The organism is Kosakonia sp. H7A (genome assembly GCF_003028445.1).
Lineage (GTDB): Bacteria > Pseudomonadota > Gammaproteobacteria > Enterobacterales > Enterobacteriaceae > Kosakonia > Kosakonia radicincitans.
On sequence record NZ_PYTZ01000004.1, the window covers coordinates 161,766 to 186,857 of the forward strand.

24 protein-coding genes and 1 pseudogene are annotated in these 25,092 nt (G+C 55.2%); 6 read left to right on the forward strand and 19 right to left on the reverse strand.

Annotation, left to right across the window (positions count from 1 at the left end; genetic code table 11):
* Both apaG and apaH read left to right on the forward strand, forming a co-directional pair.
* Nucleotides 1-378 carry a Co2+/Mg2+ efflux protein ApaG gene (gene apaG, locus CWM66_RS15840; protein WP_035886540.1) on the forward strand — a complete coding sequence of 126 codons (378 nt, stop codon included), beginning with the start codon at nt 1-3 and terminating at the stop codon, nt 376-378.
* 4 nt (nt 379-382) lie between these two features.
* The gene (gene apaH, locus CWM66_RS15845) at nt 383-1,231 is read left to right on the forward strand and encodes a bis(5'-nucleosyl)-tetraphosphatase (symmetrical) ApaH (protein WP_007373108.1); all 849 of its coding nucleotides are present in this window, start codon (nt 383-385) and stop codon (nt 1,229-1,231) included.
* A 34-nt stretch (nt 1,232-1,265) separates the two neighbouring features.
* Here the strand turns inward: apaH and folA are convergent, their stop codons facing one another.
* From folA to CWM66_RS15885, 7 genes are all read right to left on the reverse strand, one after another.
* Nucleotides 1,266-1,745: a type 3 dihydrofolate reductase gene (gene folA, locus CWM66_RS15850; protein ID WP_007373107.1), complete on the reverse strand. Its 480-nt coding sequence runs from the start codon at nt 1,743-1,745 to the stop codon at nt 1,266-1,268.
* 187 nt (nt 1,746-1,932) lie between these two features.
* Nucleotides 1,933-3,795 carry a glutathione-regulated potassium-efflux system protein KefC gene (gene kefC / locus CWM66_RS15860; protein ID WP_007373105.1) on the reverse strand — a complete coding sequence of 621 codons (1,863 nt, stop codon included), beginning with the start codon at nt 3,793-3,795 and terminating at the stop codon, nt 1,933-1,935.
* Nucleotides 3,788-4,318: a glutathione-regulated potassium-efflux system oxidoreductase KefF gene (gene kefF / locus CWM66_RS15865; RefSeq protein ID WP_007373104.1), complete on the reverse strand. Its 531-nt coding sequence runs from the start codon at nt 4,316-4,318 to the stop codon at nt 3,788-3,790. Before kefF ends, kefC begins: the two co-directional genes overlap by 8 nt.
* Nucleotides 4,319-4,440: 122 nt before the next feature.
* Nucleotides 4,441-4,935: a heme-degrading domain-containing protein gene (locus CWM66_RS15870; protein WP_007373103.1), complete on the reverse strand. Its 495-nt coding sequence runs from the start codon at nt 4,933-4,935 to the stop codon at nt 4,441-4,443.
* 11 nt (nt 4,936-4,946) lie between these two features.
* Nucleotides 4,947-6,254 (reverse strand): MFS transporter, encoded by a 1,308-nt coding sequence (locus tag CWM66_RS15875; protein WP_007373102.1) that lies wholly within the window; start codon nt 6,252-6,254, stop codon nt 4,947-4,949.
* Between the two features lie 29 nt (nt 6,255-6,283).
* A complete protein-coding gene (locus tag CWM66_RS15880; RefSeq protein ID WP_035886541.1) occupies nt 6,284-7,234 on the reverse strand; it encodes a 2-hydroxyacid dehydrogenase in 951 nt (316 codons plus the stop codon).
* A gap of 209 nt (nt 7,235-7,443) precedes the next feature.
* Nucleotides 7,444-8,436, reverse strand: coding sequence for a LacI family DNA-binding transcriptional regulator (locus CWM66_RS15885; RefSeq protein WP_007373099.1), 993 nt, complete (start codon nt 8,434-8,436; stop codon nt 7,444-7,446).
* Between the two features lie 239 nt (nt 8,437-8,675).
* On the opposite strand from CWM66_RS15885, the gene idnO reads away from it, so the two are divergent.
* From idnO to CWM66_RS15900, 3 genes are read left to right on the forward strand one after another with little or no spacing between them, the layout of a single operon-like run.
* Complete coding sequence (idnO, locus tag CWM66_RS15890; RefSeq protein WP_035886542.1) at nt 8,676-9,440, forward strand: gluconate 5-dehydrogenase; 765 nt, start codon at nt 8,676-8,678, stop codon at nt 9,438-9,440.
* A 10-nt stretch (nt 9,441-9,450) separates the two neighbouring features.
* Nucleotides 9,451-9,981, forward strand: coding sequence for a gluconokinase (locus tag CWM66_RS15895; RefSeq protein ID WP_007373097.1), 531 nt, complete (start codon nt 9,451-9,453; stop codon nt 9,979-9,981).
* Nucleotides 9,978-10,457, forward strand: coding sequence for a YhcH/YjgK/YiaL family protein (locus CWM66_RS15900; RefSeq protein WP_007373096.1), 480 nt, complete (start codon nt 9,978-9,980; stop codon nt 10,455-10,457). The genes CWM66_RS15895 and CWM66_RS15900 overlap by 4 nt, the downstream gene beginning before the upstream one ends.
* A 44-nt stretch (nt 10,458-10,501) precedes the next feature.
* On the opposite strand, the gene CWM66_RS15905 is transcribed toward CWM66_RS15900, so the two are convergent.
* The 11 genes and pseudogenes from CWM66_RS15905 to CWM66_RS29540 form a co-directional block, all read right to left on the reverse strand.
* Nucleotides 10,502-10,732, reverse strand: a complete 231-nt coding sequence (locus CWM66_RS15905) for a YgdI/YgdR family lipoprotein (RefSeq protein ID WP_035886663.1) — start codon at nt 10,730-10,732, stop codon at nt 10,502-10,504.
* 192 nt (nt 10,733-10,924) lie between these two features.
* On the reverse strand, nt 10,925-14,149 hold the full coding sequence (gene carB, locus CWM66_RS15910) for a carbamoyl-phosphate synthase large subunit (RefSeq protein ID WP_007373094.1): 3,225 nt from the start codon (nt 14,147-14,149) through the stop codon (nt 10,925-10,927).
* A gap of 17 nt (nt 14,150-14,166) precedes the next feature.
* Complete coding sequence (gene carA / locus CWM66_RS15915; RefSeq protein ID WP_035886544.1) at nt 14,167-15,315, reverse strand: glutamine-hydrolyzing carbamoyl-phosphate synthase small subunit; 1,149 nt, start codon at nt 15,313-15,315, stop codon at nt 14,167-14,169.
* Between the two features lie 454 nt (nt 15,316-15,769).
* The gene (dapB, locus tag CWM66_RS15925; protein WP_035886546.1) at nt 15,770-16,591 is read right to left on the reverse strand and encodes a 4-hydroxy-tetrahydrodipicolinate reductase; all 822 of its coding nucleotides are present in this window, start codon (nt 16,589-16,591) and stop codon (nt 15,770-15,772) included.
* A gap of 138 nt (nt 16,592-16,729) precedes the next feature.
* A complete protein-coding gene (rihC, locus tag CWM66_RS15930) occupies nt 16,730-17,644 on the reverse strand; it encodes a ribonucleoside hydrolase RihC (RefSeq protein ID WP_107146885.1) in 915 nt (304 codons plus the stop codon).
* 76 nt (nt 17,645-17,720) lie between these two features.
* Entirely contained in the window at nt 17,721-18,671 is a 951-nt protein-coding gene (gene ispH / locus CWM66_RS15935; RefSeq protein WP_007373090.1) for a 4-hydroxy-3-methylbut-2-enyl diphosphate reductase, read from the reverse strand.
* Nucleotides 18,652-19,122 (reverse strand): FKBP-type peptidyl-prolyl cis-trans isomerase, encoded by a 471-nt coding sequence (fkpB, locus tag CWM66_RS15940; RefSeq protein WP_007373089.1) that lies wholly within the window; start codon nt 19,120-19,122, stop codon nt 18,652-18,654. Before fkpB ends, ispH begins: the two co-directional genes overlap by 20 nt.
* A 118-nt stretch (nt 19,123-19,240) precedes the next feature.
* Nucleotides 19,241-19,741 (reverse strand): signal peptidase II, encoded by a 501-nt coding sequence (lspA, locus tag CWM66_RS15945; protein ID WP_007373088.1) that lies wholly within the window; start codon nt 19,739-19,741, stop codon nt 19,241-19,243.
* A complete protein-coding gene (gene ileS / locus CWM66_RS15950; protein WP_007373087.1) occupies nt 19,741-22,557 on the reverse strand; it encodes an isoleucine--tRNA ligase in 2,817 nt (938 codons plus the stop codon). Before ileS ends, lspA begins: the two co-directional genes overlap by 1 nt.
* A 45-nt stretch (nt 22,558-22,602) precedes the next feature.
* Nucleotides 22,603-23,544 carry a bifunctional riboflavin kinase/FAD synthetase gene (gene ribF / locus CWM66_RS15955; protein ID WP_071920194.1) on the reverse strand — a complete coding sequence of 314 codons (942 nt, stop codon included), beginning with the start codon at nt 23,542-23,544 and terminating at the stop codon, nt 22,603-22,605.
* A 7-nt stretch (nt 23,545-23,551) separates the two neighbouring features.
* Nucleotides 23,552-23,766 (reverse strand): annotated as a pseudogene (locus CWM66_RS29540) (DUF2575 domain-containing protein).
* A 104-nt stretch (nt 23,767-23,870) separates the two neighbouring features.
* On the opposite strand from CWM66_RS29540, the gene rpsT reads away from it, so the two are divergent.
* Nucleotides 23,871-24,134 (forward strand): 30S ribosomal protein S20, encoded by a 264-nt coding sequence (gene rpsT / locus CWM66_RS15965; protein WP_035886553.1) that lies wholly within the window; start codon nt 23,871-23,873, stop codon nt 24,132-24,134.
* Between the two features lie 48 nt (nt 24,135-24,182).
* Here rpsT and nhaR read toward each other — a convergent pair whose 3' ends face one another.
* Complete coding sequence (nhaR, locus tag CWM66_RS15970; protein WP_007373083.1) at nt 24,183-25,082, reverse strand: transcriptional activator NhaR; 900 nt, start codon at nt 25,080-25,082, stop codon at nt 24,183-24,185.
* Nucleotides 25,083-25,092: the final 10 nt, after the last annotated feature.

Here is a 25,092-nt window from a genome sequence, read left to right on the forward strand (position 1 = left end):
ATGATCAATTCGCCCCGAGTTTGTGTTCAGGTACAAAGCGTCTACATTGAGTCTCAGTCAACCCCCGACGATGAACGTTATGTGTTTGCTTACACCATCACCATCCGGAACCTGGGGCGAACCCCTGTCCAGTTGTTGAAACGCTACTGGCTGATCACCAATGGAAATGGCCGCGAAACGGAAGTACAGGGCGAAGGTGTCGTCGGTGAACAGCCGCACATTGAGCCGGGCGGCGAATATCAATACACCAGCGGCGCGGTTATTGAGACGCCGATGGGCACCATGCAGGGCCACTACGAAATGATCGACGCGCAGGGCACTGCGTTTCGCATCGCCGTCCCTGTCTTCCGACTCGCTGTTCCAATACTGATTCATTAATCCAATGGCTACATATCTGATTGGTGACGTTCATGGTTGCTATGATGAACTGATCGCGCTGTTAAAACAGGTTGAATTTTCACCAGAGCAAGACACCCTATGGCTTACCGGCGATTTAGTTGCCCGTGGGCCGGGGTCGCTGGATGTACTGCGTTACGTAAAATCATTGGGCGACAGCGTACGTATCGTACTGGGCAATCACGATCTGCATCTGCTGGCCGTCTTTGCCGGTATCAGCCGCAATAAACCCAAAGACCGGCTCAATTTATTGCTGGAAGCGCCCGACGCCGACGAACTGATCAACTGGCTGCGTCGTCAGCCGCTGCTGCAAATCGACGAAGAGAAAAAGCTGGTGATGGCGCACGCCGGGATCACCCCGCAGTGGGATTTGCCGACGGCGATACACTGCGCGCGCGATATCGAAGCGGTGCTCTCCAGCGATTCCTATCCGCTATTCCTGGATGCAATGTATGGCGATCTGCCAAACCACTGGACGCCGGAACTCAGTGGGCTTGCCCGCCTGCGCTTTATCACTAATGCCTTCACACGTATGCGTTATTGCTTCCCGAACGGGCAGCTGGATATGTACTGCAAGGATATTCCCGAACGTGCTCCTGCACCGCTTAAACCGTGGTTCTCGATTCCGGGACCGGTTTCTCAGGAGTACAGCATCGTCTTTGGCCACTGGGCATCGCTGGAAGGCGCTGGCACACCGGAAGGGATTTACGCGCTGGATACCGGCTGCTGCTGGGGCGGCGTACTGACCTGCCTGCGCTGGGAAGACAAAATGTACTTCACGCAACCGTCAAATCGCCAGATGGATTTAGGGGATGGTGAGGCGATAGCCTCTTAAAGGACTCCCCGGCGGCGACCCGCCGGGGGACATCTTAGCGGCGCTCGAGGATCTCAAAGCAGTAGCTATGCGAGTTCTGCGCATCAGCATCATGGAATTCGCTAAATACCGATTCCCAGTCGTCCGGGTCGTAATCCGGGAAGTGGGTATCGCCTTCCACTTCAGCATCAATGTGCGTCAGGTAGAGGCGCTGCGCCTTCGGCAGACACTGTTCGTAAACACGCCCGCCGCCGATCACCATGATCTCTTCCACATCACCGCAGGCAGCAATAGCTTCATCCACGGATTTCACCCATTCGACACGATCGTCAGTACCCGGCTGGCTACTGATCACAATGTTCTTGCGCCCCGGTAACGGACGGCCGATGGATTCCCACGTCAGACGCCCCATCACCACCGGTTTGTTTAAGGTATTGCGCTTAAACCAGGCGAGATCGGCCGGTAAATTCCACGGCATGGCGTTCTCCATACCAATCACGCGATCCACGGCTAGCGCGGCAATCAGACTGATCATTCATTCATTCCTGGATGCAAAAAAATTGTCGCCACTATACGGAAAGCACAATCTTTCGTCGATGGGGGGCAAGGCAAAGGATAAGAAAATTTTTCATTCTGCTGGCGATACCGCAACCTGTTGCTGCACCGCCAGCTTTCCACTCGCTTTAATTCAAAACGTTACCCGTAAACCACTCTGAACAGGTTCACGCCTGCGGTTTCACCGCCGGTTCGTCTGCCGGATCGTCCGTATGCCGCCCCTCTTCCGTTCCCTGCCAGCCATGACGCTGCGTTAACGAAAGATGTGCGCGATCCTCTGAGATGATTTCCGTCAACATGGCGCTGGTGCGCTTAAACACGGCAGCGCGCGCCTGCGCATCATTCTCGACCTGCGCCATCTCTTCCACCATCGACGTATTGAAACGGCGGAAATGGTCGGCGCGCTCGCGGGCTTCATAGGGGCCTAATCCTAACCCTTCCAGCGCCAGACGCCCGGTTTTCAGCGCCGCTTCGAAGGTTTCACGTTCCGGTCTGTCGACGCCAGCCTGTCGCAGGCGAATATAGTGATCGACATCGCGAGCGCGGGCAATAATGCGCAGATCCGGGAAGTGCTCTTTTGCCAGCTCAGTCAATTGCAGGCTGGCCTGCGGATCGTCAATCGCATTAATCAACACCTCAGCACGCCCGGCACCGGCGGACTCCAGCAGATCGACGCGCGTGGCATCACCGTAGAAAACTTTCATGCCGAATTTACGCAGCGTTTCGATATGATCGGGATCGTGGTCAAGCACCACCATTTTCACGCCGCTGGAAAGTAACAGACGCCCGGCGATCTGACCAAAACGACCAAATCCGGCGATGATCACCCGCGCCTCTTCTTCATCGATCTCATCGGCTTCGCGCTCCTGCTGTGAACCGGCAGTTTCCAGCCGCGCCAGCAGTACCAGCAGGACTGGCGTCGCCGCCATTGATAACGCAACCGTCAGCGTTAGCGCTTTCGCCCATTCTGGATCGAGCACCTGTGCAGTTTGCGCGGCGCCAAACACCACAAAGGCGAATTCACTCCCCTGCCCCAGCAGCGCGGCAAACCACATCCGCTGTTTACCCGGCACACGTAACGGACGGGCGATCAGCCACAGCACCACGCTTTTAATCACCAGGAAACCCACCAGCAACAGCAGGATACGCAGCGGGTGCGTCACCAGCGTACCGAAGTCGATGGACATGCCGACGCCAATAAAGAACAATCCAAGCAGCAGGCCTTTAAACGGTTCGATGTCGCTTTCCAGCGCGTGACGGTATTCAGAGCTGGCCAGTAACACCCCGGCAAGGAAGGCGCCCATCGCCATCGACAATCCCGCCTCTTCCAGCAATAACCCAAAGCCGAACACCAGAAACAGCGCCACGGCGCAGAACACTTCCCGCAGCCCGGAGCGAGCGACAAAGCGTAGCGCCGGACGCGCGACATAACGCCCAATCAACACCACCAGCGCCAGTGCGCCCACCACTTTCAGCGCCGAAAGGGTAAACGCGCTCAACGTCATCGCACCGCCGCTGGCCGCCAGCAGCGGAATCATCGCCACCAGCGGGATTGCCGCGATATCCTGGAACAGCAGCACCGAGAAGGCGCTGCGCCCCATCTGCGAAACTGTCAGGTTGCGTTCATTCATCGCCTGCATGGCAATCGCGGTGGAAGAGAGCGCCAGCGTCAGACCAATCAGCAGCGCCACCGGCCACGCCAGCCCCAGCAGGGCGCAAAACACGCCAAGCAGCAGGCCACAACTCACCATTTGCAGCGCGCCGCCGCCAAACACCGAGGCGCGCAACTTCCACAATCGTTGCGGATCCAGCTCAAGACCAATCACGAAAAGCATCAGCACCACGCCAATTTCGGCGAAATGGAGAATGGATTCGGCATCGGTGACCAGGCGCAATCCCCACGGCCCAATAATGCCACCGGCAATCAGGTAGCCAAGCACCGACCCCAGCCCCAATCGTACAGCGATGGGAACAACCAGCGCGGCCGACCCCAGGTAGATCAGCGCCTGTATTAATGAATGGCTATCCATGTGCCGCCTCCTGCCACTCCAGCAAACGTTGTTTGTAATGACGCGCCTGCGCCTGCAGGGTTTCATCGTCGCAAATAAAGGTACAGTGCACGGCAAAAGGCGGTAACCAGTTCATCCCGCAGTAAATCGCTGTTGCCTGCAATGGCTGCGAAAGCACATCAAAGCCGGGGTGCGATCCGATATCAAAATGGTGGTCGCCGCCGCCAGTGGTCACAGCCCACATCACGTTTTTTCCTTTAAGCGCAGTGCCCTCATGACCATAGGCCCAGCCATGCGACAACACTTTATCCAGCCAGAGTTTCAGCAACGGCGGAACGCTGTACCACTGCATCGGATGCTGCCAGATAACCAGCGAAGCGCGAGAAAGCGCCTCCTGCTCGGCGGCCACATCAATATTAAAGTCAGGGTATAGCTCATAGAGAGAACGGATTTCGACGCCTTCCAGCGTCCTTGCCTGCTCAATCATTCGCTTATTCGCATGCGAATGCTGCGGATAAGGATGGGCATAAATTATAAGGATCATCGATCAACCTGTTTTTCACTGCGTTCTTTTGCTTGAGAGTGTAGACAGTTAATCATCAGGCTTAAAGCGACAATCTGTGCGGGAATGGCAGACGCAACCCGCGCGCCTGCCAGTGAAGGGAGTTACATCGGAGGGACGAGCGTCAGTGGCGCGACATTCAGCGTCTGTGCCAGCGTACTCAGCACAAGGTTATGATCATCACGCTGCGGCGCGCCGGAGACCGTCACCGTACCAATCAGGCAACCGCTGGTCAGATAAAGCGGATAACTGCCGCCAAATGCTGCATAGTCTCGCGCACCTACGCCATAACGTTCACTCAGCGTCGTACCACGGGATTGCAGCATCAACCCTGCAGCCCAGGAGCTGATACCGAGAAAATCCACCAGATTACGCTTACGCCGCACCCAATCCACATTTTCTGCCGTCGCGCCGGGCATTAGCGCGCTGAACAGGCACAGTTGATTGACACGAACCTCAATCGCCAGCGCATAATCGTTGCGCAGTGCCTCCTGGTATAACGCATTCCCCAGCGTCCAGGCATCCGCATAATCGAAGGCCGCAAAGCGCAACGTGGCGTGGTGGCTTTCGCATAATGCGATCTGTTGTTCCAGTGTCATAGTGCCCTCCGCTATGCGCGATGCGGCTGATCGTCGGTGCTGGCCAGAACCCGATCATCGGCTTGCAGATCGCATTTCTTCGGCAACAGGAAGGTGATCGTCCCGGCGATAATCAGTGAACCCGCCAGGGCGCAGACGGCCACATTCTGCCCGTAAAAGTAGATCATCACGCCGACCAGATACGGGCCGCAGAAACCACCCAGATTGCCCAGACCGTTGATCACGCCACGCGCGCTACCGGCCACTTCCGGCGAGGCAATCCTTCCGGGAATAGACCAGAACGGGCTGGTCGCCGCCTTGAGGAAGAAACCGCACATCACCAGCGCAATATAAGCCGCCACCACATGTTCGCGTAACAATACCGAAGCTAGCAGTGAGGCAGCGAAACAGTACAGGGAGAGACGCACCCAGGCGCGACGTTTACCGCTGCGATCGCTGAATAGCGAGATGGTATAGATCCCGGCAAGCGTGGCAACAAAAGGTAAGATCGCCAGAACTCCGACCCCGGCCATATTGGCGCCAGTCAGATTTTTCAGGATCGTCGGCAACCACAGTGTGTAGCCATAATCCCCGGTCTGGTAGAAGAAGTTGAGCACCACCAGCTTCATCAGGCCGGCATTGCGGAACACATCTTTTACCGGCGCATTGCTGACCGCCTCTTCCGCCAGCCGCGCTTCACGCTCGCGCGCCAGCGTGGTGACCAGATATTCGCGTTCGCTGGCTGGCAGCCAGTGCGCCTCTTCCGGCCGATCGCTGATCAGCCGCCACCACACCAGCAGCACCACCAGTGAAAGCAGCCCTTCGATGATAAACAGCCAGCGCCAGTCGAGCGCCGCGATGATCGCCCCGGAAACCGGCGCAGTCAGCATGCCGCCAAGCGGGGCAAACATCATGACAAACGCATTCGCCCGGCCCACCTCTTTTTCCGGGAACCAGTTGCTGACCATCGTCAGCACCACCGGCAACATTCCCCCTTCGGAAACGCCGAGGATAAAGCGCAGTACCAGCAGTTGATACTCATGCGTTACGAATCCGGTGGCGACAGAAACCACCGCCCACGCCAGCAGCGACCAGGCGATAAAACGCTTGCCGCTGCCGTTTACCGCGCTACGCCCGCCGGGAATTTGCAAGAACAGATAACCGATAAAAAAGATCCCGCTGGCGACGCCAGCCATCTGGCTGGTGATGCCTAAATCCGCTTCCATACCGCCTGGCAGCGCGAAGCTGATATTAACCCTGTCCATAAACGAAATAATGCAGGCAATAAGCACAGGCGCAATGATCCGCCACCAGCGCGTGCCGGGTATTTTAGTGTTCATATGTTTTCTCTCTGAGGCAGAGGTGAAGATCAGGCAATCACATTGGGCAGCGGCGCCTGAGCAAAATAAGCAGCAACGTTGGCGTACACTACATCGCTCATTTTTTGTCGGGTTTCATGCGTTGCGCTGGCAACGTGCGGTTGCAGTACAACGTTGTCGAGCGCGATCAGCGCTGCCGGGACATTCGGTTCATCTTCATAAACGTCCAGGCCAGCACCGGCGATAACACCGTTTTGTAACGCGTGGATCAATGCCGTTTCATCGACCAGTGAACCGCGCGCGATGTTAATTAACCAGGCATGTTTCGGCATCACATTAAATACCGAGGCGTCGATCAGTTTGTGGTTTGCTGCTCCGGCAGAAGCCGCAATCACCAGAAAATCGCTCTCATGAGCGAGAGTATGCAGATCTGCGCACCAGTGGTAATCCAGCCCGGCAATCGGCTGCCGGTCGTTGTAGAGGATCTCCATATCGAAACCGCTGGCCCGACGGGCGATGGCCTGGCCGATATTGCCCATACCGAAGATGCCAATGCGTTTGCCGCTGACCTGCGTTGCCAGCGCTGGCGCGGAGGTTAACCAGTGTCCCTCACGGACAAAGCGATCGCCCTGACAGAGCTGACGCGCCCCCGCCAGCAGCAGCCCCATCGCCAGATCGGCTACTCCTTGCGTTAACACGCCAGAAGTGATGGTGACAGCAATATTGCGTTTGCGGGTGTAGTTCAGATCAACTGCATCGGTGCCTACCCCGAACAGCGCCACCAGCCCCACCTGCGGCAAGGCTTCCAGCACCTGATGAGTAACGCCGATATCGCCCCGCGTCACGACGACCTGAATGTCGGCGCCAACACGTTGCAGAAAAGCCTCTGCGTCAGCTTGTTCATAAAGGCGATGCACCGTGAAAGCAGTGGAAAGGCGATCGAGCAGGCTGTCTACAACAGGAGCGATCAGCAGTACGGTCTGGTTAGTTTTTGTATTCATCGTGATACCTGTTTGAAAGTTTCAGTACGTCCTGGGTCTTATCAAACGGGTTTTCGGCGGGTATTTTTGCGATCTTCATCACGCTGAATGGTGTTAAAAAAGCGTGTTACCTTCTTCGTGATCGGCGCGGGTAAAATGCCGCATTCCCCCTGAAAAGGGGCGACATAAGCACAACAAAATACTAACAACAGCCTGCGCGACTGAAAGGTTCAGATGGTTTCGCCCATCGACAGGCGATAGTGCAAATCGACGTGTTCAATGGTTGGCAAGCCTTTGATTTTCTTGAGCAGGATTTCGGTCGCGACCTTTCCCATCTCGAATCGCGGGGTCAAAACGCTGGCCAGACGCGGGCTGATAACCTGCCCAATCTCCAGGCCGTGGAACCCGGCAATCGCGATCTCAGCAGGCACTTTTATCCCGGAAGTAAGGCACTCCTGTAACACCCCAACGGCAAGGTCGTCGTTAGTACATAAAATACCGTCCATATCCGGGTACATTTGCCGCGCCAGTGTCATCATGCCGGTGCCGATAGAAATCGAGGACACCTTATTTGGCGCAATGCGTCCGACCGGTAAACCCTGCGCTTCCATCGCCTGGCAGTAACCGGTATAACGCTGCTCGTCGCGCACATCAGACATCGAGCCGAAGTAGATAATGCGCCGCTTGCCGCTGGCCAGCAGCATCGTGGTCATATCAAAACCGGCCTTCATATTGTCGAAACCGACATTGATCCGATCGGCATTCGACGACAGCCCCATCACTTCGGCAATCGGAATTTTGGCCGCTTTCAGATACTTTTCCGCCCGCAGACTATGAACCGACTCAGTAAGCAGCAACCCTTTGACATTAAAGGCTAAAACCGTAGCAATTTGCTCCTCCTCGCGCTGACTGTCGTAGTCATAATTGACCACCAGCGTCTGGTAGCCCTGCGCAGAAGTGACCGATTCAATCCCGGCGAGCAAGTCGGCAAAGATTTGATTATTAAAAGAGGGGATCAGCACGCCGATGCGCGGCAGCACGTTGGCAGACATCGCCGGGTTATCCGGGTCGGGTTGGTAACCCACTTCAGCAATGACGCTGGCGATACGCTCGGCCGTGTCGGGCTTCACCTTCTCCGGCGTGCGCAGATAGCGGCTGACCGTCATTTTAGTTACGCCCGCCAGCGCAGCGATATCATGCAAAGTAATACGTTGTGCCTTCATGGTTGCTACCTGTCCTGACGCCAGCCCGAGCCCGTTATTATGCCCCTTGTCGCCGGAAAAGAGAATTGCCCAACCGCGCTGCAACGCGCGGTTAACCGCCGGATTGCCCTCAGTTTTCCGCCTTGCTTCACACTAAAAGTAACCCCTTTTCGTAACATGGATTTGAGTGATCTGCGTCACAGTTCAGCCAGGGTAAAAACCGTGAGATAGAGGCCACATCATTCGCTCAGGAAATACCAATGAACGATCTTTTCAGTTTAAACGGCAAACGCGTTTTAATTACCGGCTCAGGTCAGGGGATCGGTTTTGTTATGGCGCAGGGGCTGGCGCAGTACGGCGCGGAAATCATTATTAACGATATCTCGGCGGAACGCGCCGAACAGGCCGCGATGAAACTGCGCGATGAAGGCGCAACCGCGCATGTCGCGGTATTCAACGTGACCGATGCCGAATCCGTCGAGCAGGCGATTGACAATATTGAATGCCATATCGGCGCCATCGACGTGCTGTTCAATAACGCGGGCATCCAGCGCCGTCATCCTTTTACCGAGTTTCCGGTGGATGAGTGGAACGCGGTTATCGCCGTCAACCAGACTGCTGTTTTCCTGGTTTCGCAGGCCGTCGCTAAACGCATGATGGCGCGCCAGCAGGGCAAAATCGTCAATATCTGCTCAATGCAAAGTGAACTGGGCCGCGACACCATTACGCCATATGCCGCCGCGAAAGGCGCAGTGAAAATGCTGACGCGCGGCATGTGCGTTGAACTGGCGCGCCACAATATTCAGGTTAACGGTATTGCGCCAGGCTATTTCAAAACTGCCATGACGCAGGCGTTAGTGGATGACAAAGCGTTCACCGACTGGTTATGCAAACGCACCCCTGCCGCACGCTGGGGCGATCCGCAGGAGCTGGTTGGCGCTGCGGTGTTTCTCTCCTCTAAAGCCTCCGACTTCGTTAACGGGCATTTACTGTTCGTCGATGGCGGTATGCTGGTCGCGGTATAAGGAGCGCATGATGGCTGGTCAGTGCGTGATTTTAATGGGCGTCTCCGGTACCGGGAAAAGCACGGTAGGTCTGGCGCTTGCGCAGGCAATGCAGGCGAAGTTTATCGATGGTGACGATCTGCATCCCCGACAGAACATTCGTAAAATGGCCTCGGGCCAGGCATTGGATGATGACGATCGCCTGCCGTGGCTGGAACGCGTTTCCGACGTTATTTTTAGTCTGGAACAGAAAAATGAATCTGGTGTGCTGGTCTGCTCTGCGCTGAAAAAACGCTATCGCGACCAGCTTCGCCAGGGGAACAACAATCTCTGTTTTCTCTGGCTCAGGGGCGATTACACCTGCGTGCTGGAGAGAATGCGCCAGCGTCAGGGGCATTTTATGCCCGAAGCGCTGCTGCAAAGTCAGTTCGCCGCGCTGGAAGTTCCCGCTGATGACGAACCCGACATTCTGGCGGTGGATATCGCACCGCCGGTAGCTACGATCGTTTCGCAAAGCCTTTCCCTGTTACAAAACTACGTTAACCAGGATGTTCCCGCATGATCATTGATACCTTATCCGCTGGCGCGGTGAATCCACTCTATCCGGCGATTATTCGCCAGACGCTCCAGGCCATTCTCGATAAGAAACCGCACTCGCTGGCGGCGGGAAAATATCCGTTGCAGGGCGACAGCGTTTTCTTCTCAGTGGTTGAAGGACATACCAAGCCGCTGGCTGAGCAGCGCCCGGAATTTCATCGCCAATATATTGATATCCATATTGTATTAGACGGTGAAGAGGTGGTTGGCGCGGGTGTGGACGGCTTGCCGCTTGAACTTAGCGAGCCGTTTAATGACGCCTACGATCTCGGTTTTTGTCAGCACATTGCCAGCGAGACACTGATCCATTTACAGCCTGAAGAACTGGCAATTATCTTCCCGCTGGAGCTGCACCGCCCGATGTGCAGCCTGACGTCGCCCGCCCCGCTACGTAAAATCGTGGTGAAAATCGACGCGGCGCTGCTGAAAATAAACGCATAAAAAAAGTCCCGCCGTAGCGGGACTCTTTCTCACAGCAAGCCGGATCAGTTATCCAGCTCACTCATGTTTTTCACCTGGTCGCGGTTAATCTGCTCGGTTTTACCGGTTTCGGCATTTTTATAGGAAACCATCCCGGTGTCATCATCCACCTTCGGTTTACCATCGGTCACAATGGTGCGGCCATCCGTGGTGCGAACAGCCTGATTTGAAGAACAACCAGCCACGGTAAACAGCGTTGCGGCAGTAAAAATCGACGTCATCAGAAGTTTGTTCATTTGCATGGTTATCTCCCTGCTTTTCAGTGAATTTCATTCGTCTGTTAACCCATTTTAGGTTAACGCTCTGTAAGCGTGGGAAAATGCAGAACACTCTGAAGATTGCAGGTCTGATGGTGCTTCGCTTATCAGGCCTACAGAACTTAGAAGTCAGGAAAGGAAACCGGCCCGCGAAACGGGCCGGTGTCAGGCTTACTTGCGGATTTGCGCGTGCATTTCCTGCACGGAAATCACTTTCTCGGTGGCATCCGCATTCAGCGCCATCGCGGTGGCGAAGCCGCCGTTCAGCGTGGTGTCGTAATGCACTTTGTATTGCAGCGCGCTGCGGCGAATCAGTTTGGAATCCTCAATCGCCTGACGGCCTGCCGTGGTGTTGATGATGTAGGTGTACTCGCCATTCTTGATACGATCCTGAATGTGCGGACGGCCTTCATGCACTTTGTTCACCAGGCGCGGGTTGATACCGGCTTCGCCCAGCACAATCGCTGTGCCGTGGGTTGCATCCAGCTCGAAGCCTTGTTTCAGCAGCTTAGCCGCCAGATCCACCACGCGCTCTTTATCGCCTTCGCGAACAGAGAGCAGTGCGCGGCCGTATTTCTTCATCGTCGAGTTGCTGCCGAGCTGCGCTTTGGCAAAGGCTTCAGCGAAGGTGCGCCCGACGCCCATCACTTCACCGGTAGAGCGCATTTCTGGCCCTAACAGCGGGTCAACGCCAGGGAACTTGTTAAACGGCAGCACCACTTCTTTCACTGAGTAGTACGGCGGGATAATCTCTTTGGTGTGACCCTGCTGCGCCAGCGTTTTGCCTGTCATCACGCGCGCCGCCACTTTCGCTAACTGCACGCCGGTCGCTTTGGAGACGAACGGTACGGTACGCGCCGCACGCGGGTTCACCTCAATCAGGTAAACTTCGTTGTCTTTCACCGCGAACTGCACGTTCATCAGACCGCGCACCTGCAACTCGAACGCCAGTTTCTGCACCTGCTGGCGCATGACGTCCTGAATTTCCTGGCTCAGTGTGTAAGCCGGCAGAGAGCAGGCGGAGTCGCCGGAGTGAACGCCCGCTTGTTCGATGTGCTCCATGATGCCGCCAATCAGCACCATTTCACCATCGCAGATGGCATCGACATCCACTTCCACCGCATCATCGAGGAAACGGTCAAGCAGAACCGGCGCATCGTTGGAAACACTGACTGCCGTCATAAAGTAGCGACGCAGGTCGACTTCGTCATAGACGATTTCCATCGCGCGGCCGCCCAGCACGTAGGATGGGCGCACCACCAGCGGGTAACCAATCTCTTTCGCCTTTTCTATAGCCTGCTCAATCGCCGTGACGGTGGCGTTCGCTGGCTGTTTCAGCTTCAGGCGGTCAACCGCCTGCTGGAAGCGCTCACGGTCTTCCGCACGGTCAATCGCATCCGGGCTGGTACCGATAACCGGCACGCCTGCAGCTTCCAGCGCACGCGCCAGTTTCAGCGGTGTCTGTCCGCCATACTGCACGATGACGCCTTTCGGCTTCTCAACGCGAACGATTTCCAGCACGTCTTCGAAGGTCACCGGCTCAAAGTAGAGGCGATCAGAGGTGTCGTAATCGGTCGAAACGGTTTCCGGGTTACAGTTAACCATGATGGTTTCGTAACCGTCTTCACGCAGCGCCAGCGATGCATGTACGCAGCAGTAGTCGAATTCAATGCCCTGGCCGATACGGTTTGGACCGCCGCCCAGCACCATGATTTTTTCGCGATCCTGGCTCGGGTTAGCTTCGCACTCATCTTCATAAGTGGAGTACATATAGGCCGTATCCGTGGCGAACTCTGCCGCACAGGTATCCACACGTTTGTAGACCGGGTGCAGATCGTACTGATCGCGCAGTTTGCGGATTTCCGCTTCGCGCACGCCAACCAGTTTCGCCAGACGCGCATCGGCAAAGCCTTTACGTTTCAGGGTGCGCAGGAAGTCAGCGTCCAGACCGTTAATGCCCACCGAAGCAACCTGCTCTTCCAGACGCACCAGCTCTTCAATCTGCACCAGGAACCAGCGGTCAATATTGGTCAGGTTGAACACACCGTCGATGGAGAGACCAGCACGGAATGCATCAGCGATGTACCAGATACGCTCTGCGCCTGCATCTTTCAGTTCGCGGCGGATTTTAGTCAGCGCTTCCGGATCGTCAAGGCTCACTTTCGGGTCAAAACCGGTTGCGCCCACTTCCAGACCGCGCAGCGCTTTCTGCATTGATTCCTGCTGCGTGCGGCCAATGGCCATCACTTCACCGACAGATTTCATCTGCGTGGTCAGACGGTCATTGGCACCGACAAATTTCTCGAAGTTGAAGCGCGGAATCTTGGTCACAACGTAGTCGATAGACGGTTCGAACGACGCTGGAGTACGGCCGCCAGTGATGTCGTTCATCAATTCATCCAGCGTATAACCTACCGCCAGCTTGGCCGCCACTTTCGCAATCGGGAAGCCGGTCGCTTTCGAGGCCAGCGCAGAAGAGCGGGATACGCGCGGGTTCATTTCAATCACAATCAGACGACCGTTTTTCGGGTTCACCGCGAACTGTACGTTGGAGCCGCCGGTTTCCACCCCGATTTCACGCAGTACCGCCATCGAGGCGTTACGCATGATCTGGTACTCTTTATCGGTCAGGGTCTGTGCTGGCGCCACGGTGATGGAGTCACCGGTGTGGATCCCCATGGCGTCGAAGTTTTCAATGGAGCAGACAATGATGCAGTTGTCGTTTTTATCACGCACCACTTCCATCTCGTACTCTTTCCAGCCAATCAGCGATTCATCAATCAGCAACTCATTGGTTGGCGAGAGATCCAGCCCGCGGGCGCAAATCTCTTCAAACTCTTCACGGTTATAGGCGATGCCGCCACCGGTGCCACCCATGGTAAAGGAAGGACGGATGATGCACGGGAAACCCACGTCAGCCGCGACGGCCAGCGCTTCGTCCATGGTATGTGCGATACCGGAACGCGCGGTGTCGAGACCGATTTTCTTCATCGCGATGTCGAAACGACGGCGATCTTCGGCTTTATCAATCGCATCAGCGGTCGCGCCAATCATGGTGACGCCGAACTCTTCCAGCACGCCCTGACGTTCCAGTTCCAGCGCACAGTTCAGCGCGGTTTGACCGCCCATGGTTGGCAGCACGGCATCCGGGCGCTCTTTTTCGATGATTTTGCGTACCACTTCCCAGTGGATAGGCTCGATATAAGTGGCGTCCGCCATCTCCGGGTCGGTCATGATCGTCGCCGGGTTGGAGTTCACCAGGATAACGCGGTAACCCTCTTCACGCAGCGCTTTACACGCCTGCGCGCCGGAGTAGTCGAACTCACACGCCTGGCCGATAACAATCGGACCAGCGCCAAGGATCAGGATACTTTTTATGTCTGTACGTTTTGGCATGGCTCTTCTTCTCCTGATTATTTGGCGGTGTTGCGATACTGCTCAATGAGCTCAATAAAGTGGTCAAACAGCGGTGCGGCATCGTGCGGCCCCGGGCTGGCTTCCGGGTGGCCCTGGAAACTGAACGCCGGTTTGTCGGTGCGATGGATGCCTTGCAGCGTTCCGTCGAACAGCGATTTGTGCGTCACCCGCAAATTGGCAGGCATTGAGGCTTCATCTACGGCAAAACCGTGGTTCTGCGCAGTGATCATCACAGTATTGTTATCAATATCTTTTACCGGATGGTTGCCGCCGTGGTGGCCGAATTTCATCTTCATGGTTTTCGCGCCGCTCGCCAGTGCCAGCAGTTGATGGCCAAGACAGATGCCGAACACCGGAATATCCGTTTCGAGGAAGGTTTTAATCGCCTCAATCGCGTAATCACACGGCGCCGGGTCGCCAGGACCGTTGGAAAGGAAGATACCGTCCGGATTGAGTTTCAGTACGTCTGCCGCCGGGGTTTTCGCCGGTACGACCGTTAAACGGCAACCGCGATCGACCAGCATACGCAGAATATTACGTTTCGCGCCGTAGTCGTAAGCGACAACGTGGAACGGTAATTCGCTCGCCGCTTTCGCCTGTGGCAGTTCGCCTGCCAGCGTCCAGCTGCCTTGCGTCCAGCTGTAGGTTTCCGCTGTCGTCACTTCTTTTGCCAGATCCATTCCGTTCAGGCCCGGGAATGCTTTCGCTTTCTCCAGCGCCACTGCGGCATCGACATTATCGCCAGCGATAATGCAGCCGTTTTGCGCGCCTTTTTCGCGCAGCAAACGCGTCAACTTACGGGTATCGATATCGGCAATCGCCACAATGTTATGGCGCTTCAGGTAAGAAGAGAGATCTTCAGTATTGCGATAGTTGCTGGCAATCAGCGGCAGGTCGCGAATGACCAGGCCTTGCGCATGTACCTGAGAGGATTCTTCGTCAGCGGAGTTGGTGCCGACATTGCCGATATGAGGATAAGTAAGAGTGACGATTTGGCGGGAATAGGAAGGATCAGTGAGGATTTCTTGATAACCGGTCATTGAAGTATTGAAAACGACTTCCCCAACTGCCGTGCCCGTTGCCCCAATGGCCCGACCGTGAAACTGGGTTCCGTCTTCCAGAACCAATAGCGCTGACTTAATCAAAACGTCCTCCAGAGAATATTCACTCACTTTATTTGCATATTAATTCATATCGAGATGATGAATCAATGCAAATTTGCTGGCCGTGGATTTTTGGCAAACGGCGGCATTCTGGAGAGATGTAGGTTAAAAGTCAACTTTTCTCACATATTTTTCTTAGTCTTTTACGCCACTGCCCTTCATTACTGGATTTAACAGACAAAAAGATCAAAAAAACCAGCCACGAAAACGCTTTCGTAGCAAGAAAACTTCGGGATAGGCGATCCTGGCACAAGAAAGTGGACCAAACGGTCAAAATTTACATTTCAGCGCGAAAAAAACAGAAGATAAGTAAAGATTAGACCACTCAGGCATGAAAAATAGAGGAAAAAAGAGAAAATAAAAGGGCAATAAAATACTGCCCTTTGCAATCAAGTAATTACGACTGCAACAACCACATCACGATGGGTAATAACTCTTACAAATTGTTGAGATCAAGCACATCTCGCATATCAAAAAGTCCATTATGCTTTCCTTTCAGCCACAAAGCAGAACGCACGGCACCATTGGCAAAAGTCATGCGGCTGGAGGCTTTATGCGTAATTTCTACACGTTCGCCAATATCGGCGAACATCGCCGTATGTTCGCCGACGATGTCACCTGCACGCACCGTGGCAAAGCCAATCGTGCCAGGGACACGCTCACCGGTATGCCCTTCACGTGAATAAACCGCACACTCTTTTAAATCTTTATTCAGAGACTTCGCGATGGCTTCTCCCATCGCCAGCGCCGTGCCCGACGGCGCATCAACTTTATAGCGGTGATGCGCTTCAACGATTTCGATATCGGTGTAATCACCCATCACTTTCGCCGCTTTCTCCAGCAGCTTCAGCATCACGTTTACGCCAACGCTAAAGTTCGCCGCAAAGACAATCGCGATGTCTTGCGAGGCATCGCTAATTGCCTGTTTGCCCGCGTCGTCAAACCCGGTCGTGCCAATGACCATGCTTTTGAGCTGCTGGCGGCAAAAGGCCAGATGCGCCAGCGTCCCTTCCGGGCGAGTAAAGTCGATAAATACGTCGAAATCGTCTTTCACTGCATCAAGGCTGCTCTGTACCGTCACACCGGTTTTCGCCATACCGGCCAGTTCACCCGCGTCGACACCTGCCAGAGAGGACCCTTCACGTTCCAGAACCGCGCCAAGCGCCACGCCGTCCATAGCCAGTGTGGCCTGAATCAATTGGCGGCCCATACGCCCGCCAGCACCCGCGATGGCTACGCGGATTGGTGCATCATGCATAGTTGTACTCTTTTGTTAAAAAAATGCGTAAGAATCATTTCCAGATTAACCAGCCCACGCCGGGGCCACCAGCCGAAAACACCGATAATTAGAAATTAATGATATACAGCCGGAAATATCAGTAAAAGGCATGATTCATCAGGGCGCGAGTGCCAGCACTTCTGCCACCCAGTGACGAAAACCCTCAACATCAATATCCAGCGCAACCTGCGCATTCGGCTTCTGCTTCAGCTTGTCGTCGATATCCACCACCGTTGTGCCGGAGGTGTATTGCCCCTGCGTCTCCACCGCCACAAAACAGGATTTCAGCGTAAACAGTTCCGGACGGGCCAGCCAGGCAATCGCGCAGAGATCGTGCATACGCAGCCCGGTGGTCATGCTACCGCTACGATAGTGACTAAACAGCGCATGCAGCATATGCCCGGTTTTGTTGAGCGCGGGCAGCGTCGCGAGGAACTCAGGCGTCAACGTCGCCCGATTCGTGACATCCAGCCCGCACATCACGATCTCAAGGCCGCTCTGAAAAACACGGGCAGCAGCTTCGGGATCGATAGCAATATTGAATTCAGCGTTTGGTGTGAAGTTACCCCGCCCGGCGGAGCCCCCCATCATCACCAGACGACGGATATTGAACTGGCACTCCGGGTAGTGTGACAGCAGCAGCGCGATATTGGTTAACGGGCCGATGGTCACCAGCGTAACGGGTTCAGCAGACGCCATCAGCGTATCGCGTATTGCCTGAAATGCCGGTTTAGCCAGAGGCTGGCGTTGATGCTCGACAAAGTCGTAGCCATCCATGCCGGACTCCCCGTGCACTTCGGCGGCGCTGTGCAGCTGGCGCAATAAGGGCGTCGACGCCCCTTGCGCCAGCGGGATATCGGCCTGCCAGAAGTTGAGCAGTTGCAGGGCGTTGCGAGTAGTTTTTTCCAGCGAGACATTACCGGCGACGGTGGTAATCAGTTTAAGTTCGCACTGCGGCGCATACAGCGCGGCAGCAATGGCAACGGCATCGTCAATGCCCGGATCGGTGTCAAGAATCATTGGCAAACGCATAGTGCCTCCTGAAGTGAAATCCATAAAAAATGCCAGACTCAGTCTGGCATCTTCGCATAAAGTTTAGGGCAAAATGTTATTCGACCTCGCGAACATCAACCCTTAGCTCTTTTGGCACTTCAAAGACAATGTTTTCTTCACGACCTTCCAGCGGGATGGCTTCACCGCCGCCCAGCTCCTGCAGGCGGGCAATCACGTTCTGCACAAGAATGTCCGGCGCGGAGGCACCGGCGGTTACGCCTACACATTTGATGTCTTTAACCCAGGCTTCCTGGATATCAGAAGCGTCATCAATCAAATAAGCGCTTTTCCCCATCCGCTGCGCCAGCTCGGCCAGACGGTTGGAGTTGGAAGAGTTTTTCGAGCCGACTACCAGCACCACTTCCGCCTGTTCAGCCAGCGCCCGCACCGCTTCCTGGCGGTTAGTCGTGGCGTAACAGATGTCATCTTTACGCGGGCCAACAATCTGCGGGAAGCGGGCGCGCAGTGCGTCAATAACATCAGAAGTATCGTCCACTGAGAGCGTGGTCTGCGTCATAAATGACAGTTTACCCGCATCTTTGATGTTGAGCGTAGCAACATCGGCAGGCGATTCAACCAGGTACATACCCCCTTTCGGGTTGCTGTACTGCCCCATTGTACCTTCTACTTCAGGATGCCCTGCGTGACCGATCAGGATCGCTTCCTCACCGCGTCGGCTGGCGCGAGCCACTTCCATATGCACTTTTGTCACCAACGGACAGGTGGCGTCGAAAACCGTCAGATCGCGGCTTTTCGCTTCGTTACGTACCGCCTGGGAAACACCATGGGCAGAAAAAATCAGGATTGCGCCATCCGGCACTTCACTTAACTGCTCAATGAAAATAGCCCCGCGCTCGCGCAGGCTATCAACAACATAACGGTTGTGCACCACTTCGTGACGCACATAAATTGGCGCGCCGTACAGAGCCAGCGCGTTTTCAACAATGCTGATAGCGCGGTCAACGCCGGCGCAAAAACCGCGCGGGTTAGCCAACAGGATCTGCATTTGTTTCCTCCAGTACCGGATCAACTTCCAGTACATCGACATCAAAGTGGACGGTTCTGCCCGCCAGCGGATGGTTGAAATCGACGGTGATAGAGTCGCCGTTAATTTCACGGATCACGCCCGGCATTTCGCTGCCATCCATTGCGGTAAAGAGCATAATCGCCCCGATTTCAGGCTCCCCGGCATCCATAAACTCACGGCGGGAGAAGTACTGAATCAGATCCGGGCTCGGCGTACCGAAAGCGGCATCCGGTTCGAGAGAGAAAACCTTTTTCTCCCCGGCTTTCAGACCCAGCAGATGTTGCTCCAGCCCCTCGGAGAGCGAACCGTCGCCCAGACGAAACAGCGCCGGTTTGCCGTTGTTGCGGGTTGACTCGGCAAGAGAGCCATCTTCGAGCTTGAGCGTGAAGTGCACCAGCACTGCGCTATCGCTCTGTACGGATTTAGACATGCAGGTTGCTCGCTTGTTTTGACTCACCCGTTTGCCCGGTAGCGCTTTGCTTACCGGGCAAACAAGCGGCCACAAATTCTGTAGGCCGGGCAAGCAAAGCGCCGCCCGGTATTTACATTTAAACCTGCTCTTTCGCTGCAGGTTTAGGCAAAAAGCCTTCCAGCACAATCAGCGCCGCGCCGATACAAATTGCGCTATCGGCAAGGTTAAAGGTAGCAAAATGCCAGTCGCCGACGTAGAAATCGATCATATCGACGACGAAGCCATGCCATAAGCGGTCGAAGAGATTACCGAGCGCACCGCCGATAATCAGCGCATAAGCGATGTTATTCAGCTTTTGCGCGGCTTTCCCACGATACATCAGCACCGTCAGCACCACGCAGATACCGATAGCGATACCGGCAAAGAACCAGCGCTGCCAGCCGCCGCTGTCCGCCATAAAACTGAATGCCGCGCCATAGTTACGCGCATAGTGCAGATTGAGCGATGGGAACAGCGACACCGTATCCCCCAGAGCAAAGTTCTGGAGGATCAGGTACTTACTGCCCAGATCGATAATCAGCACAACCACAACCAGCCACAGCCAGCGCAGTCCTGTAGAACAGAGAGGCTTACTCATCAGGCAAACTTACGTTTTTCGCCGTCACCGGCGACGTTGCTCACACAGCGTCCGCAGATATCTGCGTGTTCCGCCACCTGGCCGACATCATTGGTGTAATGCCAGCAGCGCGGGCACTTATCACCTTCGGCTTTGCTCAGCGCGACTTTCAGCCCTTTGAGCAGTTCGCTCTGCTGAGCGTCCGCTGAAGCGCTGGCATAATCCGCAACTTTCGCTCCGGAGGTCAACAGGACAAATCGCAATTCGTCGCCCAGCGCAGTCAGCTTCGCCGCCAGTTCCGGCTCGGCGAACAGCGTAACTGCTGCTTCCAGAGAGCCACCGACTTTCTTGTCAGCGCGCGCCTGCTCAATCACCTTGTTCACTTCACCGCGCACCTTCAACAGCTCGTCCCAGAAGACGTCGTTCATCGCTTCGCTTTCCGCCAGGCCGAACAGGCCTTCGTACCACTCGCCGGTAAAGACATACTTCTCGCGATCGCCCGGCAGGTAGCCCCAGATTTCATCGGCGGTAAAGGACATGATTGGCGCCATCCAGCGCACCAGCGCTTCCGCGATGTGGTACAGCGCGGTCTGGCAGCTGCGACGCGCCACGCTGTCCGCTTTCGCGGTGTACTGGCGGTCTTTGATGATGTCGAGGTAGAACGACCCCATTTCGATGGAGCAGAAACGCATCAGGCGTTGTACCACTTCGTGGAAATCATAGGAATCATAGGCCTGAACAATGTCTTCCTGAGCCGCTTTCGCACAGCCGACCGCCCAGCGATCCAGCACGACCATCTCTTCCGGTTTCACCATGTCTTTCACCGGATCGAAGCCGTTGAGGTTCGCCAGCAAGAAGCGCGCTGTGTTACGGATACGACGATAGCTGTCCGCTGCGCGTTTCAGGATCTCGTCAGAAACCGCCATTTCGCCGGTGTAATCAGTGGAAGCGACCCACAGGCGCAGGATATCCGCGCCCAGTTTGTTCATCACATCCTGCGGGGAAACGGTGTTGCCGATGGATTTGGACATCTTACGGCCCTGACCATCCACGGTGAAACCGTGAGTCAGCACCTGACGATACGGCGCTTTGCCCTTCATCGCCGTGGAAATCATCAGCGAGGACATAAACCAGCCGCGATGCTGATCCGAACCTTCCAGATACATATCCGCTGCGTGACCAGCAAACTCCGGACGCACATCAACCACGGAAGCATGAGTTGAACCAGAATCGAACCAGACGTCCAGCGTATCCGGCACTTTGACATAGTTGTCAGCGTCATCGCCCATGATGTCGCGCGGGTCGAGATCCCACCATGCCTGAATACCGTCGGCTTCAACGCGTTTGGCAACGGCTTCGATCAGCTCCAGCGTGCGCGGATGCAGCTCTTCGGTGTCTTTGTGCACGAACAGCGACATCGGAACACCCCAGGTACGCTGGCGGGAGATACACCAGTCAGGACGGTTGGCGACCATCGATTCGATGCGCGCCTGGCCCCAGTCCGGGATCCACTGCACCCCTTTGATTTCGCTCAGCGACTGTGCACGCAGACCTTTCTGGTCCATGCTGACAAACCACTGCGGCGTCGCACGGAAGATAATCGGCGATTTATGACGCCAGCAACACGGATAACTGTGCTGCATCTTTTCAACGTGCAGCAGCGCGCCTTTTTCCGTCAGCAGCGCCACGATGATGTCGTTTGCTTTGAACACATTTACGCCATCCAGCGTCGGGTAAGTACCTGGCAGATAGGCACCGTCCGGTCCAACCGGGTTGGCGATTTCCAGACCGTATTTCAGGCTGATGGTGTAGTCGTCCGGGCCGTGACCGCCAGCGGTATGCACCGCACCGGTACCGGCTTCCAGCGTAACGTGATCGCCGAGGATCGCAGGAACATCAAAATCCAGGAACGGATGCTTAAAGCGCATCAGCTCCAGCTCTGCGCCTTTCACCGTACCCAGCACGTTGTATTCTGCGGTGCCGATGCGTTTCATCACGCTCTCGACCAGATCTTTCGCCAGGATCAGCGCCTGACCATCAATCTGCACCAGCGCATACTCAAATTCCGGCGCGAGAGAAATTGCGCGGTTAGCCGGCAGTGTCCACGGCGTAGTGGTCCAGATAACCAGTGAAACCGGGCCGTTAACTGATGCAACGCCAAATTTGGCTTTTACTGCCTCCTGGTCAACAGCGTGGAACGCCACGTCGATGGACGGCGACGTTTTGTCGTAATACTCCACTTCTGCTTCCGCCAACGCGGAACGGCAGTCAACACACCAGTGCACCGGCTTGGCACCTTTAAGCAGGTGGCCATTGCCGATGATTTTGCCCAGCGCGCGGATAATATTGGCTTCGGTTTTGAAATCCATGGTCAGGTACGGGTGCGACCAGTCGCCCAGCACACCGAGACGGATAAAGTCTTTGCGCTGACCATCAACCTGAGTTGCGGCATATTCACGGCATTTGGCGCGGAACTCAGCAGCGGTGAATTTCTCACCCGGCTTGCCGAACTCCTGCTCCACTTTCAGCTCGATAGGCAGACCGTGGCAGTCCCAACCCGGAACATAGGGAGAGTCATAACCTGCGAGTCCTTTGGACTTCACAATAATGTCTTTCAGAATCTTGTTAACCGAGTGACCAATATGAATGCTGCCATTCGCATATGGAGGGCCATCATGCAGAATGAAGGTTTTTTTGCCTTTTTTCGCTGCACGGATGATGCCGTACAGGTCATCATCAGTCCAACGCGCCAGCATTCCCGGCTCACGCTTGGCGAGATCGCCGCGCATCGGGAACCCTGTTTCCGGCAAATTCAGGGTAGATTTATAGTCACTCATCAGATTCTCGGTTCCGTATTTCGGTTTGATTAATACCACCAGGCCTTAAGAAGCCGGTTTAGATAGCCCAAAAAACTCGCGGGCCGCTACCTCATCGCGGGCGATTTGCGCTTTCAGCTCATCGAGCGAGGCAAATCGCTGTTCATTGCGTAATTTTTTACGCAACACGACATCTATATGGCGCCCGTAGAGGTCTATTACAACATCCAACAGATGCACTTCCAGCTGCTGGCGCACGCCTGCAACCGTCGGGCGCGTGCCGATATTGGCAACGCCCGGGTAAAGCGTATCGCCCAATCCAGCCACTTCCACCGCATATACCCCTTTTACCGGGGAGACCTGACGGCGCAGCGGTAAATTCGCCGTCGGGAAACCAATGGTGCGCCCCAGTTCATCGCCGTGCACCACGCGCCCGGAGATACTGAATGGGTGGCCGAGCAATTGTTCAGCCAGCTCAAGATTGTCGTCAGCCAACGCCTGACGCACCGCCGTGCTGCTCACACGAACGCCGCCATCAAAGAAAGTTTGCGTACTGGTGACGTCAAAGCCATATTTCTGACCGGCCTTCTGTAATAACAAGAAATCCCCCTGGCGACCAGCGCCAAAACGGAAATCGTCACCCACTGCGAGAAATTTCACACCAAGGCGGTCAACCAGCAGTTCGCTGACAAAGGTTTGTGCGGTGAACGCCGCAAAACGGCGGTCAAAACGGACGCACAGCACGTAATCCACGCCGCAACCCGCCAGCCAGCGCAGCTTTTCACGCAGCCGGGTAAGACGCGCAGGGGCTTTCTGCCCGGCGAACAGTTCCAGCGGTTGCGGTTCAAAGATCATCACCACCACCGGCAAACCACGCGCCCGGCCTTCTGCGCCAAGCCCTTGTAAAAGCGCCTGATGGCCACGATGCACGCCATCGAAATTACCAATCGTCAGCACACACCCGTGGGGGGCCTGGCTGAGGTTATGTATGCCGCGTATCAGCTTCATGTCTGGCTCAAAACAGTGAAAATCGTCGAATTATACCTTGTACAACGGGCAACGTTAACCGACGATTGCCTTCACAAAGCAGAAAGGAGAAGGATTTCATCAGGCTGCCCGCTGCTGGCATGAAAATCTGGCACCGTGAGCGATTTTTCTGGTGGAAAAGCTGTATTCGCGACAAGCAAGCTGTTAGAATCTTGCGCCATCACTACGTAACGAGCGTTGTATCTTAACGGCGCTTATTTGCACAAATCCATTGACAAAAGAAGGCTAAAAGGGCATATTCCCCGGCCTTTGAATTGTCCATAAAGATCATATTTGGGAGTTGGACCTTGGCTAATATCAAATCAGCTAAGAAGCGTGCCGTTCAGTCTGAAAAGGCCCGCAAGCACAACGCAAGCCGTCGCTCAATGATGCGTACTTTCATCAAGAAAGTATACGCAGCAATTGAATCAGGCGACAAAGCGGCTGCGCAGAAAGCATTTAACGACATGCAACCGATCGTGGATCGTCAGGCCGCTAAAGGTCTGATCCACAAAAACAAAGCAGCGCGCCATAAGGCTAACCTGACCGCGCAGATCAACAAACTGGCTTAATCGCTACGTTTGTTGGCTTTGTGAAGAAACCCGCTTCGGCGGGTTTTTTTATTTCTGCGGCAGGTCGAAAAGTGTCGAGTAATCCTGATTGCAGATACGCTGCACTGCAGGATGCTGAATCATCCGCTCGGCAAAAATCGCGTGATACTCCTCCATTACATTATCCACCCGACCAATTTCAACCATGCTTTCATCGGCAAAAAGATCGTGAGCGTAACGTGTCGGGGCAACAAAAATAGCATTGTGCGCGGTGCCAAACGCCTTCATCAGCGCGGCATCATCAAACTCCCCCAGAATCTCCACCTGCAAACCTTGCGCATTGAACCAGTTCAGCAGCCTGCGCCCCAGCATTGAACGTCGCCCTGGGATCAATAAGCGCCGTTCCTGCAAACAAAACGGAAAAGGCGTTTGAGACCGCGGATTACTGCCCCAAAAACTGACGCTGCATTCGCCAATTTTCACCGAAAAAAGCCCCTCTTGCTGAGTGGAATCGATCGGGCAGTCAGAGATAATCATGTCGAGTTTATGCTGGCTTAGCTGCTCCAGCAGAAGTTCATGCGTCGATTCAAAACAGCGCAAATGGATCGGCTCGCCCTCGCTTACCGCCGCACTGAGGATATTGCTGACCAGCCGCTTGGAGAGCGCGTCCGCCACGCCGACATCAAATAACAGGCTGGACTCTTTGCGGTAGTTAATGATGTCAAGCATCTCCTGACTGAGCGTGAACATCTTATCCGCGTAGCGGAACACCAGTTCGCCCAACTCTGTCGGTTCCAGTCCCCTGCCCTTACGTTTGAAGAGCTTGCCTTGTAGCCGCTCCTCGAGGGATTTAATTTGCCCGGTAATAGTCTGCGGCGTCAGAAAGAGCGACTCCGCCGCACCAACGACGGAGCCTTCACGGTAGACGTGCCAGAAGTAATACAAATGGTTGTAATTGATATACGACATAGCCCTCTAC

Bases quoted from the DNA above. Each gene is read 5' to 3' on its own strand.
- nhaR (WP_007373083.1), bottom strand. From the start codon at position 25,082: ATGTCGTATATCAATTACAACCATTTGTATTACTTCTGGCACGTCTAC.
- CWM66_RS15880 (WP_035886541.1), bottom strand. From the start codon at position 7,234: ATGAATACAAAAACTAACCAGACCGTACTGCTGATCGCTCCTGTTGTA.
- ribF (WP_071920194.1), bottom strand. From the start codon at position 23,544: ATGAAGCTGATACGCGGCATACATAACCTCAGCCAGGCCCCCCACGGG.
- ispH (WP_007373090.1), bottom strand. From the start codon at position 18,671: ATGCAGATCCTGTTGGCTAACCCGCGCGGTTTTTGCGCCGGCGTTGAC.
- kefC (WP_007373105.1), bottom strand. From the start codon at position 3,795: ATGGATAGCCATTCATTAATACAGGCGCTGATCTACCTGGGGTCGGCC.
- CWM66_RS15870 (WP_007373103.1), bottom strand. From the start codon at position 4,935: ATGACACTGGAACAACAGATCGCATTATGCGAAAGCCACCACGCCACG.
- carB (WP_007373094.1), bottom strand. From the start codon at position 14,149: ATGCCAAAACGTACAGACATAAAAAGTATCCTGATCCTTGGCGCTGGT.
- CWM66_RS15905 (WP_035886663.1), bottom strand. From the start codon at position 10,732: ATGAACAAACTTCTGATGACGTCGATTTTTACTGCCGCAACGCTGTTT.
- rihC (WP_107146885.1), bottom strand. From the start codon at position 17,644: ATGCGTTTGCCAATGATTCTTGACACCGATCCGGGCATTGACGATGCC.
- kefF (WP_007373104.1), bottom strand. From the start codon at position 4,318: ATGATCCTTATAATTTATGCCCATCCTTATCCGCAGCATTCGCATGCG.
- apaH (WP_007373108.1), top strand. From the start codon at position 383: ATGGCTACATATCTGATTGGTGACGTTCATGGTTGCTATGATGAACTG.
- idnO (WP_035886542.1), top strand. From the start codon at position 8,676: ATGAACGATCTTTTCAGTTTAAACGGCAAACGCGTTTTAATTACCGGC.
- ileS (WP_007373087.1), bottom strand. From the start codon at position 22,557: ATGAGTGACTATAAATCTACCCTGAATTTGCCGGAAACAGGGTTCCCG.
- fkpB (WP_007373089.1), bottom strand. From the start codon at position 19,122: ATGTCTAAATCCGTACAGAGCGATAGCGCAGTGCTGGTGCACTTCACG.
- CWM66_RS15900 (WP_007373096.1), top strand. From the start codon at position 9,978: ATGATCATTGATACCTTATCCGCTGGCGCGGTGAATCCACTCTATCCG.
- CWM66_RS15895 (WP_007373097.1), top strand. From the start codon at position 9,451: ATGGCTGGTCAGTGCGTGATTTTAATGGGCGTCTCCGGTACCGGGAAA.
- dapB (WP_035886546.1), bottom strand. From the start codon at position 16,591: ATGCATGATGCACCAATCCGCGTAGCCATCGCGGGTGCTGGCGGGCGT.
- folA (WP_007373107.1), bottom strand. From the start codon at position 1,745: ATGATCAGTCTGATTGCCGCGCTAGCCGTGGATCGCGTGATTGGTATG.
- apaG (WP_035886540.1), top strand. From the start codon at position 1: ATGATCAATTCGCCCCGAGTTTGTGTTCAGGTACAAAGCGTCTACATT.
- CWM66_RS15875 (WP_007373102.1), bottom strand. From the start codon at position 6,254: ATGAACACTAAAATACCCGGCACGCGCTGGTGGCGGATCATTGCGCCT.
- CWM66_RS15885 (WP_007373099.1), bottom strand. From the start codon at position 8,436: ATGAAGGCACAACGTATTACTTTGCATGATATCGCTGCGCTGGCGGGC.
- lspA (WP_007373088.1), bottom strand. From the start codon at position 19,741: ATGAGTAAGCCTCTCTGTTCTACAGGACTGCGCTGGCTGTGGCTGGTT.